At 71.8% G+C, this 12,439-nt stretch carries 12 protein-coding genes and 1 tRNA gene; 8 read left to right on the top strand and 5 right to left on the bottom strand.

The genetic code is table 11. The annotated features are described in order from the left end of the window. Positions 1-22: 22 nt before the first annotated feature. Positions 23-1,936: a heavy metal translocating P-type ATPase gene (locus tag J1M39_RS01770; protein ID WP_206496407.1), complete on the top strand. Its 1,914-nt coding sequence runs from the start codon at positions 23-25 to the stop codon at positions 1,934-1,936. Here J1M39_RS01770 and J1M39_RS01765 read toward each other — a convergent pair. Then, positions 1,933-2,238 (bottom strand): antibiotic biosynthesis monooxygenase family protein, encoded by a 306-nt coding sequence (locus tag J1M39_RS01765; RefSeq protein WP_010078879.1) that lies wholly within the window; start codon positions 2,236-2,238, stop codon positions 1,933-1,935. The two genes, J1M39_RS01770 and J1M39_RS01765, sit on opposite strands and share 4 nt — an antisense overlap. Before the next feature lie 216 nt (positions 2,239-2,454). On the opposite strand from J1M39_RS01765, the gene J1M39_RS12580 reads away from it, so the two are divergent. Together J1M39_RS12580 and tcmP are read left to right on the top strand one after the other, a co-directional pair. Next, the gene (locus J1M39_RS12580) at positions 2,455-3,300 is read left to right on the top strand and encodes a hypothetical protein (protein WP_371263963.1); all 846 of its coding nucleotides are present in this window, start codon (positions 2,455-2,457) and stop codon (positions 3,298-3,300) included. Next, positions 3,297-4,505 carry a three-Cys-motif partner protein TcmP gene (tcmP, locus tag J1M39_RS01750; RefSeq protein WP_095346851.1) on the top strand — a complete coding sequence of 403 codons (1,209 nt, stop codon included), beginning with the start codon at positions 3,297-3,299 and terminating at the stop codon, positions 4,503-4,505. Before J1M39_RS12580 ends, tcmP begins: the two co-directional genes overlap by 4 nt. Here tcmP and J1M39_RS01745 read toward each other — a convergent pair. Continuing rightward, complete coding sequence (locus tag J1M39_RS01745) at positions 4,477-5,232, bottom strand: DUF5131 family protein (protein ID WP_010078876.1); 756 nt, start codon at positions 5,230-5,232, stop codon at positions 4,477-4,479. The genes tcmP and J1M39_RS01745 overlap by 29 nt on opposite strands. A gap of 137 nt (positions 5,233-5,369) precedes the next feature. Here J1M39_RS01745 and J1M39_RS01740 point away from each other — a divergent pair, with 137 nt between their 5' ends. The 3 genes from J1M39_RS01740 (at position 5,370) to J1M39_RS01730 (ending at position 6,746) form a co-directional block, all read left to right on the top strand. Continuing rightward, positions 5,370-5,777, top strand: a complete 408-nt coding sequence (locus J1M39_RS01740) for an ImmA/IrrE family metallo-endopeptidase (protein WP_134417058.1) — start codon at positions 5,370-5,372, stop codon at positions 5,775-5,777. 80 nt (positions 5,778-5,857) lie between these two features. Continuing rightward, the gene (locus J1M39_RS01735) at positions 5,858-6,433 is read left to right on the top strand and encodes a hypothetical protein (RefSeq protein ID WP_095346850.1); all 576 of its coding nucleotides are present in this window, start codon (positions 5,858-5,860) and stop codon (positions 6,431-6,433) included. Positions 6,434-6,473: 40 nt separating this feature from the next. Beyond that, entirely contained in the window at positions 6,474-6,746 is a 273-nt protein-coding gene (locus J1M39_RS01730; RefSeq protein ID WP_010078873.1) for a DUF3263 domain-containing protein, read from the top strand. A 99-nt stretch (positions 6,747-6,845) separates the two neighbouring features. On the opposite strand, the gene J1M39_RS01725 is transcribed toward J1M39_RS01730, so the two are convergent. From J1M39_RS01725 to orn, 3 genes are all read right to left on the bottom strand, one after another. Then, a complete protein-coding gene (locus tag J1M39_RS01725) occupies positions 6,846-8,036 on the bottom strand; it encodes a tyrosine-type recombinase/integrase (RefSeq protein ID WP_010078872.1) in 1,191 nt (396 codons plus the stop codon). Positions 8,037-8,155: 119 nt separating this feature from the next. Continuing rightward, positions 8,156-8,231 (bottom strand) — tRNA-His (locus tag J1M39_RS01720). A gap of 102 nt (positions 8,232-8,333) precedes the next feature. Then, entirely contained in the window at positions 8,334-8,960 is a 627-nt protein-coding gene (gene orn, locus J1M39_RS01715; protein WP_002857127.1) for an oligoribonuclease, read from the bottom strand. A gap of 90 nt (positions 8,961-9,050) precedes the next feature. On the opposite strand from orn, the gene mptB (J1M39_RS01710) reads away from it, so the two are divergent. Beyond that, positions 9,051-10,706 (top strand): polyprenol phosphomannose-dependent alpha 1,6 mannosyltransferase MptB, encoded by a 1,656-nt coding sequence (mptB, locus tag J1M39_RS01710; protein ID WP_061867779.1) that lies wholly within the window; start codon positions 9,051-9,053, stop codon positions 10,704-10,706. Positions 10,707-10,756: 50 nt separating this feature from the next. Then, on the top strand, positions 10,757-12,430 hold the full coding sequence (mptB, locus tag J1M39_RS01705) for a polyprenol phosphomannose-dependent alpha 1,6 mannosyltransferase MptB (RefSeq protein ID WP_230297487.1): 1,674 nt from the start codon (positions 10,757-10,759) through the stop codon (positions 12,428-12,430). Positions 12,431-12,439: the final 9 nt, after the last annotated feature.

Genomic DNA, 12,439 nt, shown 5'->3' with positions numbered 1-12,439 from the left:
CCCCCGACGAACGGAGCCCGGCATGCCCACCCTCGCCGTCACACGTCCGGGCCGCACCCGTGCCCGGCTCACGTTGTCCCGCCGCTGGCGGCGTCCCGTGGCGGCCGGCCTGCTGATCGCCGTCTCACTCGTGCTGGCGCCCGAGCAGCTGGCCCACGGGACCGGACACCTCGTGGCGGCGGGCCTGATGCTCGCCGCCGCCGTCGTGGCCGGCCTGCCGATCGCGCGCGACGCGATCGCCGCCCTGCGGGTGAAGACCGTCGGCATCGACCTGCTCGTCGCCACCGCCGCGATCGGCGCGTCCCTGCTCGGCAATTTCTGGGAGGCCGCCGCCGTGACCTTCCTCTTCGCCCTCGGCCACGGCCTCGAGGACGCGACCCTGTCTCAGACTCGCTCGGCGCTCGCGGACCTCGTGTCCACGGCGCCCGAGACCGCCGTCGTCGTCGACGCAGACGGGACGCAGCGCACCGTGCCCGCCCACGAGGTGGCCCCCGGCGCGACCGTCCTCGTCAAGGCCGGCGCCCGGGTGCCGGTGGACGGCGTGGTGCTCACCGGGGTCGGCGCCGTGGACGAGGCATCCATCACGGGCGAGTCCATCCCGGCGGAGAAGACCGACGGCGACGCCGTGTACGCGGGCACCGTGGCCACGGCAGGCCTGCTGCAGGTGGAGGCGCGGGGCGTGGGCGCCGACACCACGCTGGCGCGCATCATCCACCGCATCGAGGCGGCGCAGGAGGCCCGCGCTCGGACCCAGCGGTTCATGGACCGCTTCTCCCGCTGGTACACCCCGGCGATCATGGTGCTGGCCTTCGCGACCGGTCTGATCACGCGGGACGTCCCCCTGGCCCTGACCCTGCTGGTCATCGGCTGCCCGGGCGCCCTCGTGATCTCCATCCCGGTCGCGATCGTGGCGGGGATCGGCCGCGGCGCCAAGGACGGCGTGCTCATCAAGGGAGGGGAGTTCCTCGAGCGCTCCGCGAAGGTCGACGCCGTCGCCGTCGACAAGACCGGCACACTCACCTCGGGCACCCCCGAGCTGACAGACGTCGTCGCGTTCGAGCCCGGGGCCGAGGACGAGGTGCTGCGCTGGGCCGCACGGCTCGAGGCGGCCTCGGACCACCCGTTGGCCGCGCCGGTCGTCGCGGCGGGCCGGGACCGCGGCCTGCTGGACGGCCCGCTGGCCACCGATGTGGACGTCGTCCTCGGCCGCGGGCTCACCGGAGAGGTGGACGGCCGCGTCGTCGCCGTGGGCAACGTGGCGCTGCTGCGCGAGCGCGGCGTGGATCCGGCCGCGACCGACCGGGTCGAGACCGTCGCGGCCGAGCTCGCGGAGGCGGGCCGGACCCCGGCGGCGGTCGTCGTCGACGGCATCCCGCTCGGCGTCCTCGCCATCGCAGACACCCTCCGGCCCGAGGCCGCGGGCATGATCCGGGCGCTGCACGGGATCGGCGTCCGCGAGGTCGTGATGCTGACCGGCGACCAGCCCGGCGTCGCGCAGGCCGTGGCCCGGCAGGTGGGCGTCGACGACGTGCGGGCGGGCCTGCTGCCCCAGGACAAGCTCGAGGCGATCGAGGCCCTGCAGGCCGAGGGCCGCGTCGTCGCGATGGTCGGTGACGGCGTCAACGACGCCCCGGCCCTGGCGACGGCGGACATCGGCGTGGCCATGGGCGCGGCCGGCTCCGGTGTGGCCATCGAGACCGCGGACATCGCCCTGATGGGCGACCGGCTCGAGCGGCTGCCGCAGGCGCTCGATCTGGCCCGGCGCACGGTGCGGGTGATGCGGCAGAACATCGCGATCTCCCTCGTCACCGTCGCGGCCCTGCTGGCCGGCGTCTTCACCGGCGGCGTCACGATGGCCGTCGGCATGCTCGTGCACGAGGCGTCCGTGCTGCTGGTCATCGTGAACGCGATGCGCCTGCTGCGGCGCCGCGATTAGCCCAGGTCCACGACCTCGAATTCGAGCAGGTCGGCGCCCGTGGCGACCGGCGCCGGGCGGCCGCCCTGCTCGGCGGCGTGAGCGGCGGGCATGCGCCCGTCCCGCCAGCGCTGGAAGTCCTCCTCCGACGCCCACGTCGTGACCACGAAGTAGCGGTCCTCGCCCGCGGTGGGCCGGAGCAGCTGGAAGCCCTCGAAGCCCGGCTCCTGGTCCACCGCGTGCTTGCGGGCGGCGAACCGCTTCTCGAGTTCCGGGCCGGCGCCCTCGGGGACGCTGATGGCGTTGATCTTCACGACGGACATGGGCTGGCCTCCTCGTCGGCGGGGGTGCGGCGTCGGGTCGACGCCCTCACCGGCCGACTCTACGCCCGGCAGCGGATGAGGAGTCCGTCGAACGGTTGATGCCCGGCGGCGTCGCCCCTGCGACGCTGAGCCGTGGAACCGGCCGCCGTGGGACCTCGGGCGGTCCCGCTCGCCATCATCGGCGACCTGCACTTGGACCTCACTGACGCGCAGTGAGTGAACAGCCTCTATGCCGTGCTGCTGGCCGCCCTGTTGCTCTCCACCGGCAACCTCGCGGACCGATGGGGTCGCAAGCGGCTCTTCCTCACCGGGTCCGCGCTGATCGCCCCGTATCCGCGCCGCCCTGCGGCACAACACCCCCTTTGTTGCTACCGTTTCGGTGTCCACTTCCACGCAACAGCGGGTGTCCGAGGTCGGTTGCTCCCCTTGGCATCGCACCGCAGATTGGTCGCCATGAACGACATGCACTCGCTGGGCCGACTGATCGCCCCAGCCCAGGAGCGGAACGGCTGGTCCCTCAGCGACCTCGCCGCCCGCGCCGACCGCGCGGGGTACGACATGAGCCACGCCAGCTTCGCGCGGCTCAAGTCCACCCCGGTCACCTCGATCAAGGGCGAGAACATCACGATGCTCGCGCTCGTGCTGAGGGTGCCCGTGGCCCACGTGGTCACCGCAGCGCTGGAGTCCATAGGAGTGGAGCTCGACTCGGCTCTTCACCCGTCGGTCCTCGACGTCGTTCAGGAATCCCCTGACCTATCGACGTATGACCAGGAGCTGCTCGCTGCAGTCCTGCGGGTCATGCTCGACCGACGTAGGACGGACCACCATGACGAGCGCGACCACGCAGACCAGGATCAGGACCGCGAGCGCGGCACGGCCGAGCGCGGGGGAGCGCGCGGCGGTGACGCTGGCGCTGAACAAAAGACCGCGGCGGCCGACGCGCCGGCCGACTTCGATCTGGCAGCACACCCCGACTTCGAGCTGACCCGCGACCGGCAGGCCCGGGAGTGGGGCGACGTCGGCGAGGAGAACCAGGACCCCGGCGACGAGGCCGGCGCATGAGCGCCAACACGAACTTCTTCACGTCGCAGCAGCCCGCCGCGGTCTTCAAGCTCAAGGTGCTGGAGGACTACCTCACACCGTGGGCCATGAAGGTTGCTAGCAAGGCCCCTCGGGAGGTGGCCTATGTCGATGGCTACGCCGGCGCGGGGCAGTACGACGACGCGCACAAGGGGTCGCCGCTCTACGCGGTGGACATCGCACGCAAGCTTGCAGCGCAGAACCGCATCATGCACATCCACCTCGTGGAGCGAGATAGGGCTCATGCGGAGACCCTCCGGCACGCGGTCGCCGCGCAGGGGCAGGGGGCCGGTCCCGTCTATCTGCACCACGGCGCCGTGGAGGAGCAGATCGACGCGATCCTCAACGACATCGGCACCCGCCCAGCTCTGTTCTTTCTCGACCCGTTCGGCACGGCCCTGCCGTACGACGTCGTCGCCTCGAAGCTGCTCCTGCGGCCAGCGCGGTCGACCGAGGTCCTCTTGAACTTCAGTCTCTCCACCGTGTGGCGCATCGGAGGGATCGTCCGGAAGGGAGCCTCCGCCTCAAGTGGCGAGACCGTCACCCTCCTCCGCGGTGACCGTTTTCTTGGTGGGCCGTGGTGGCGGGAGGTCTTCGCTGAGGCTCGGCGGCAGGCTGACGTGAGTGGCGACAGCTCCTCCGCCGCTACAGCCGCCTCCTACGTGGCGCGCGAGTACATGCAGCGCATGACCGGAGAGACCGCCCACAACGTCATCTCCGTCCCAATCCGCCGGACCCCGTCTGAGGGGCCGATCTTCACGCTGATGCTCTTCTACCAGCACTTCGCTGCGCCCATGCTCTTCGCTGACGCCGCGGCTCGGGCTCACAGGAAGTGGCGGCAGGTCAACTCCGAGAACTACTACCAGGGACTGCTCGACGACACCCAGGGGTCGCTCTTCGACCTGCAGGAGACGTTCGACCAGCAGGTGGTCGCAGAGCAGACCGACGTCAGAAACCGGGCCATCGCCGCTATCCAGACGAGGCTCTCGTCTCACCTCGGTCAAGGCCAGGCGGTGCGGATCTGCGACGACGTGCCCCACTGGCTAGGCGAACACCTCGGCACGGCAGGCGCCTCAGAGGTACGGCAGGCCATCAAGAATCTCCAGAAGGCCGGGATCACCCAGGGCTACACCAAAGACATGGTGGATGGGCGCGCGGTCATCCTGCCAGCGCGGCGCGGGAGGTAGGCATCTCGTCCCAGGTGCGCCCCTCCAAGAGCCGCCCGTTGGCCTTAGGCGTCCGCCCACCCCACTGCTTGAAGAAGAACGCCACGTCGGCAGACACGCATTGGTCGCGGATGTCCTCCACCCAGGCCTGGTCCATGGGGCGATGGTTCGCACCAGACTCGCCGCCCGCGATGACCCAGTCGATGCCGGCCAAATCCAGATCCCGCAGGGGTCCGATGAGGGGCTCGCAGGAGAGGAACCGGACCGCTGCCGGCACCTCGCGGAGATGGTCGATGCGGCCCGTCACAGTCTCGTCCTCCACGGAGACGCCCATCCACAAGTTGGCCGGCCAGTCGAGGCGATCGGCTAGACGGGCCATCCGCAGTGAGCGCTTCGTCAGCGCCTGATATGTGTGCTGCGGCGTCTCGCGCATGACGTCGAAGATGTCCCGGATGAACCCCAACGGAACTTTGGCGTGGAAGAGATCGCTCATGGAGTTCACGAACACCACGCGCGGGGCCTTCCACGAGCGGGGCTGGCCCAGGGCCTTCGGATGGAGGGTGACGCCAAACCCGGGGCCGGACGTCACCGGGTTCCCATCGTTCTGGTACTTCTCAGCACCCATCGCCTTGAGCCGCTTGGCTAAGGTCAGCGCGTAGCAGTTGTCGCAGCCGGCCGCCACGCGGTCGCAACCGGTCACGGGGTTCCACGTCACCTCGGTCCACTCAATCGCTGAGGTGTTCGCCATCGCGATCGCTCCTTCCCTGGAAGACCTGCTCCAGTCGAACAGATGTTCGACCCTTTGTCACGCAGGCGCGCTCAGTCCACCACAGTCCAGCTCGTGCTCACCCATACCGTGTCCGTCCCCACAACGACGATGGTCGCATGTTCCACCCCTGGCGGGCGCTGCGCACGCTGACGTACGTCGTCGTGGTCTGGGCCCGCCCACACCCGACGGCGCCAGCCGCGACCGATGGCGCGACGGTGATCTGGCTCGACCCCCGCATGACGCAGGCCGAGCGGCGGTGCGCGCTCACCCACGAGCTCGTGCACCTCGAGCACGGCCACCGCGGCTGCCAGCCGCCGGCCGTCGAGCACGCCGTACGCGCGGCCGCGGCCCGGCAGCTGATTACGCTCGAGCAGCTCGCCGACGCCCTGCCTTGGTCCATGAGCCTGGACGAGCTCGCCGACGAACTGTGGGTGACCCCGCTCGTGCTTACCGACCGACTGGCCGGCCTCACCCGGACCGAGCGGGAGCATCTCGCCGCGTTGGCCACCGAGCACTCTGCCTGAGCGCCTGCTAGGCGGGGGCCATCGGCTAGGTCAGAATCAAGGCAACGCGCCGCGCAGGGCGCACCACCAAGGAGGGCGACATGGCGAAGACGACCAAGTACACGGCGGAAGTGTCAGAGGGGCGAGACGAGCTGCTCGACGGCAAGACGATCGCACGCCTACGCACCATCGCAGTGAAGAACCAGCGCGGCGAGACCGTACGGGAGCTCAAGGCCGCGGACAACGACGAGGACGTGCGCGCGAAGCTGCGCGCCGCGGGCTACACCCTCAAGGACTGGGCCGGCGGCACTACGCCCGCCACCCTGGAGCGTGGGCGCAACCCGCTCGTCGCGGGCTGCCTCTGGCCCCTCGTGGCCGTGATGGCACTGCTCGCGTGGGCAATCTTCTCTGCCTTCAGCAACGCCAGCCCTGACGAGCCGGAGGAGTGGGACGCGAAGATTGCCTGCCAGACCCTCGTCAAGGAGAAGCTGCGCGCCCCCAGCACCGCCAAGTTCTCCCGCGAGACGGCATCCGGGGGGCCGAAGGCATGGACAGTGACCGGAGCGGTCGAAGCGGAGAACGCGTTGGGCGGCACGGTTGGGCACCGGTACTCCTGCTCGGTGACCTTTACCGGCGACGACGAGTACCGCGGAACGGCCACCATCACGGACCGCTGATCCCACGTACTACGTCCACCCCCGGGCGTACCGTCCCGACATGACCACCACCACCCAGGCGCCCGCGTGCGCCGGCCACCTGTCCGTTCGTGACCACATGGCGCTGCAGCTGTGGGGGCGGCGGTGGCGGCACGGGGCCGCGCGTGACCGGGCCGCTGAGCATCTGGTCGGGTTGCAGGGCACGGCGCTGGCGATGCGCGTGGCCACGCTCGCCGAGGACCCGGTGGCGATCGCCGCCTACCCGGTGATCACGCGGCGGGCCCGGGAGGCTCGGCAGACCCGCGAGCGCGCGGTACGGGTGCCAGCTGCTTAACGTGTCCGCCCCCTCGGGGAGCGTGGAGGCCGCGAAGGGAAGCGCAAGAGAGGCCCCGTCCAGCAGCCAGCTGGACGGGGCCTCTCGCTGCGCCAGGGGTCAGGCGCCGGGGGGAGGCTCCCAGCCGATCGCGTCGACCGCGGCACGCTGGGCGTCCAGCAGCAGGTGCGCGTACACGCGGGAGGTGGTCTGCAGCGACTCGTGACCGAGGCGGTGCTGGACGACCTGTGCGGGGACCCCATCCATGAGGGCCCACGAGGCGAACGTGTGCCGCAGGCTGTGCGGGGTCAGGTGCTTGGCGATCCCGGCGGCCGCGAGCGCCGGCTTCCAGTGGCGCTCGACGAAGTTCGTGCGGTGGATGACGCCGCCGCCGGGGGCGGTCAGGAGGAACTCGTCGGCGGCACGGCCGGCGGCCAATGGCTCGAGTGTTTCGACGGCCCAGTCGGGGAGCATGATCGTGCGGCGGCCGCGGGCGGTCTTGGGGACGCCGAGGACGGCGCCCTCCTTGCCCTTCTTCCAGGCGCGGCGCACGTGGATGACGCTGGCTGCGACGTCGAGGTCGCGGACCTGCAGGGCGGTGGCCTCGCCCCAGCGGGCGCCGGTGACGAGCAGGACGATCAGCAGCGGCTGGTACGACTCGGATATGGCTGCGTAGAAGCGCGCCCACTCGGCTCGGCTGAAGATGCCGCGCTCCTCCTCGACGTCGTCGTCGGGCAGGTCGGCGCCGCGCGCGGGGTTGGCTGGCAGGATGCCCTCCTGGACGGCGAGGCCGAGGACCGCGGAGAGCAGGGCGTGCGCGTTGCGGACCGTCTTCGGAGACACCGTGGCCAGCGGCGGCTCGGGCCGCGGGGGAGTGGCGGCCGCGGCGCGGGCGGCGGCCGCGCGCCAGCGGGCCGTGGGCTGCTGCAGCTGCCACCGGATCCACTCGGCCACCGTGCGGCGGTCGATCATGTCCACGGGCAGCTCGCCGAGGCGGGGCAGGAACGTGCGCGCGGCCTCTGCCTCGTACCCGGCCAGGGTGCCCGGGGTGCAGCGGAGCCCGCGGTGCTCGATGTACCGCGGGAAGAACTCGGCGAGCGTGGGCATGCCCGGGGCACTGTCCACCTGGGCCTCGAGGATCCGGCGGGCCACCGTGGGCCCCTGCCGCGGGTCCTCCACGATCGCCTTGACGCGCTGGGCGCCGGCCTCGCGGGCGAGGGCCGGCAGCCACTGGAACCGGCCGGCCTCGTAGAAGCCGACCCGGTACGTGGTCCGGCCGGCCTTGTTCGTGCGCGTCTGGATGGTAGCCAACGCATCTCTCCTGGTGCTCTCCGATGATGTGCGTACCCCGTGGGGACCGAGCACTACCCAACAGCACTACCAAGACGAGATAAGGCCCGGAATCATCCGCATGATTCCGGGCCTTACGGTGGGGTGAGCGACGGGGATTGAACCCGCGACCTTCTGGACCACAACCAGACGCTCTGCCGACTGAGCTACGCCCACCATGCCTGCTCCACACGGACGGATCCGCGCGGCGCAGCGGGGTCCACAGTACACGAGATCCCGCGCAGCGCCGAATCGGGGCGGCGAGGCCGGGGTGCCGGCTCAGGCCTGCGCCCCGGACACCACCTCCGCGATGGCGCGGGCCTCCTCCGTGGTGGGGCCGGGGGCGGGGGCCATGACGGCGGCCCGGTAGTAGCGCAGCTCGGTGATGGAGTCCTTGATGTCCCCGAGAGCGCGGTGGCCCCCGGTCTTGGCGGGGGCCTGGTAGTAGGCGCGCGGGTACCAGCGCCGGGCCAGCTCCTTCACGGTGGACACGTCCACGATCCGGTAGTGCAGATGGTCGACGACGGCGGGCATGTAGCGGGCGAGGAACAGCTTGTCCTGGCCCACCGTGTTGCCGGCCAGCAGGCCCTTGCCGGCCGGCACGCGGGCCGCGATGTACTCGAGGACGCGCGCTGCGGCGTCGTCGAGCTCGAGGCCCTCCGCCAGCTCCGGCAGCAGGCCGGAGGTGGTGTGCATGTCCCGGACGAACGGGTCCATCTGCTCGAGGGCCGCCGCGGAGGGACGGATCACCAGGTCGATGCCCTCGTCCAGGATGTTCAGCTCGGCGTCCGTGATGAGCACCGCCACCTCGACGAGCTCGTCGACCTGGGGGTGCAGGCCGGTCATCTCGCAGTCGATCCAGACCAGGGGGGCGCTCTCCGGCGCGGGGGTGCTCGTCTCGCTCATGCCCCCAGGCTACTCGCGTGTCACGATGGTAGATTCGAGCGAGCCGCGCCCTCGCGCGCCCTCGCAGGACCGCACGGAAGGACCCGTCGCATGAGCGTGTCGACCCCGCGTCCGTCCGGGTCCACGGCCCACCGGCCGGAGTACGTCGGCGTCGGCGGCCTCCGCGCGGACCCCCAGGTCGCCGGCGCGGACTGGTGGCCCATCCTGGTGGGGACCCTCGGCTCCCTCCTCCTGGTGGTGGGCTCGTACTCCGTCGGCTGGCTGGCCTCGGCCTCCCCGATCAACCGCTGGCAGTGGCTGATCCCGTGGCGCACCCAGGAGACCGGCGTGCTCGCCGGCACAGCGCTCCTCACCCTCGGCTGCTGGGTGATGTTCTGGGCCTGGCTGCGCCTGGGCCAGACGATCCGCCCCTTCGGTCGCGGCGCCCTGCGCACGGTCAACCTCGCCACCGTCCTGTGGTGCCTGCCCCAGGTCGTGGCCCTGCCGATCTTCAGCCGGGACATCTTCGCCTACGTGGGACAGGGCCGTCTCATGGAGGCGGGGCAGGACCCCTACGTGGACACGATCTCCTCGCTGTCCAACTGGTTCCAGCTCGGAGCGGACGCCACCTGGGCGGACTCCGAGACCCCGTACGGTCCGATCTTCCTCTGGATCGAGCAGGCCGTCGTCGCGATCTCGGGGGACATGAACCCGGACCTGGCGATCTTCCTGTTCCGCCTGGTGGCGGTGGCCGGCGTCGCGCTGATCATGGTCTTCGTGCCGTTGCTGGCCCGCCGGCTGGGCGTCAACGGTGCGTGGGCGCAGTGGATCAGCGTCGCCAACCCGCTCTTCACCATCAGCTTCGTCGCGTCCGGGCACAACGACGCCCTCATGGTCGGCCTCGCCCTGGCCGGCACGTGGTGCGCGCTGCGCGCCGGGCATCCGCTCCGCCCCCAGCGGCCCGGGCAGTCCGTCGCGTGGGGGGTGGCCGGCGTCGTGCTGGTCACCCTGTCCCTGGGCATCAAGCCCATCACGCTCGTGCTGCTCCCGTTCATCGGCCTGCTGTGGGCCGGCCCGACGGCCCGATGGCCGCGCCGGTTCGCCTTCTGGGCCCTCACCGCCGGGATCTCCTTCGGCCTCATGGCCCTGGTGGGGGTGCTCAACGGCTTCGGCTTCGGCTGGGTGGCCGTCATGGTCGGCACGGGCACGGGCACCGTGCCGTGGGGGCCGATCGGCATGCTGTCCCTCATCACGGTGGGGGCGAGCGAGCTCTTCGGACAGGGGGCGGACGTGCAGGCCGTCGAGGGCGTGTACAAGACCGCCGGACGCGCGCTCTCGGTGCTCATCGTGCTGGCCCTGATGTTCCTCGGCCGCCAGGACCGCGTGATGACGCGCATGACCTGGGCGTTCACCGCGCTGGTGATCCTCTCGCCCATCATCCAGCCCTGGTACCTGCTGTGGCTGCTGCCGTTCTTCGCCGTGCTCGGCATCCGGGACAACTGGCAGATCAAGTGGGTCGTGTTCACGGTCGGCTACTTCCTGGCGTTCGGCGCCGCGGACCAGCTCTTCACCTGGCAGTTCCTGGACATCGCGGACCAGGTCAAGGCCGTGTCCCTGATCGTCTCCGCCGTGTGTCTGCTGTGGATCCTCGTCGTGGACCGCCGCACCAGCCGGTTCGTGAAGGACCACTGGCACGTGCGCCCCGCCGTACGCGCCGGCCTGGCCCGGCTCCGTGGCGCCCCTCGACCCGCGGAGCCGGCGGAGTGAGGCCCGCCGCCTCCGCGACGACCGGCGCCCGAGGGCCCCGTCCGAGCCGCGTGACGGCGCAGCCCGAGCCGGAGGCGGCCGTCCGCCGGGGCACGTGGGCGTCCGTGCTCATCACGGTGGGCTCCTGGGGCGTGGGGTGGCTGCCGATGACGCCCGACTCGGTGTTCTCCGGCACCACCCTGCTCAACCCGCTGCGGGTCTACCTTCCCGGCGTGCTGCTCAGCACCGTGCTGCTGGCCGCCGGCTCGCTGCTCCTCGTCCGATCCTGGCTCGAGCTGGGGCGCGCGCTGCGGGGCCGCTGGGAGGAGCACGGCCGCCTGGTGGCCCGGGCCGCCTGGTGGTGGTCCGCCCCGCTGATGCTCGCGCTGCCGATCTTCTCCCGCGATGTGTTCTCCTACCTCCAGCAGGGCCGGCTCCTCGCGTCGGGTCTCGACCCGTATTCCCAGGGCGTGTCCGCCCTGCCCGGCTGGTTCATGCAGGGAGCGGACTCCATCTGGGCCGAGTCCCCGTCCCCCTACGGGCCGCTGTTCCTGCTGTTCGCCGAGACGACGTGGCGGGCCACGGGCGGCAACATCGAGCTCTCCGTCACGGCGTTCCGGCTCCTGGCGCTCGCGGGCCTGGCGCTGTGCCTGTGGGCGGTGCCGCGGCTGGCCGCCGTCGCGGGCCGATGCGGGGTGTGGGCCACGTGGGTGGCCGTGGCGAACCCACTGTTCCTGCTCTACATGATCGCCGGCGCCCACAACGACGCGCTGATGTCGGGGCTGATGCTCGCGGGCATCCTGCTCATGGTCCGCCCGCCCCGCCGCCGCGTGCATGCGCTGTGGGGGATCGTGCTGATCGCCCTGTCCGTTGCGATCAAGCCCCTGACAGCTTTGGTGCTGCCCTTCGTGGCCCTGCTCCTGCCCACCGGCTGGGCCCGGTTCCGCGCGGCCGATCCGCGCCTGCGCCGGCGGGACCGGCTCGGCCCGTGGTTCACGACGGCGGTGATCTCCCTGGCCGTCCTCACGATCCTCGGCGCCGGCTCCGGCCTCTGGTTCGGCTGGGTCCCGGCCATGCTCACGAGCGGGGACGCGGCGTTCCCGTATGCCCCCGTGGGCCTGCTCGGCCTGCTGCTCGGCGCGGTCGTCGAAGCCGTGACGCCCCTGGGGGCGCGCGACGTGGCCGCGGCCTTCTACACCGCGATGACGGTGTCGGCCCTCGGCTTCACGGCCTGGCTGGCCCTGCGCCGCCGGCCCCTGGACCCGGTGTTCAGCGCGGCGGCCGTGCTCGTGGTGGCCGTCGCCACCGCCCCGATCGTCCAGCCGTGGTACCTGCTCTGGGTCCTGCCGCTGCTGGCGTGCGCCCTCCGCCCGCTGCCGTGGGGCGCCGACCATCCCCGCTGGCTCGGGTGGGTCACCGCGCTCGCGGTCCTGTTGCTCACCGGCGTCGGCGTGGTGGACCAGCTCTCCGTGGCGCAGTGGCTGCCGGTCCTGGCCGTCCGCGTGTTCACCCTGGTCCTGATGCTCGCGGGGATCGGATGGATCATCCACCGCGATCCCGTCACCGCGCCCCTGTTCCCCGGGCGGCGGCGTCCTCCCCTGGAGGTGGTCGAGCCGCGGGCCGCGGCGGCGTCGCCGACGCCTCCGGAGGCGGGCGTGCCGCCGGACGCGCCGCCCGACGGGCCGCCGTCGACCGCCGCGCACCCCGCCTCCTCGTCCACCCGCATCCCCCAGGAGAGACCGTGACCTCCCACC

The organism is Micrococcus sp. KRD077 (assembly GCF_017168505.1).
Taxonomy (GTDB): domain Bacteria; phylum Actinomycetota; class Actinomycetes; order Actinomycetales; family Micrococcaceae; genus Micrococcus; species Micrococcus luteus.
Note: the sequence above shows the minus strand (reverse complement) of the source record. Positions and strands in the feature narration are given on the sequence as shown.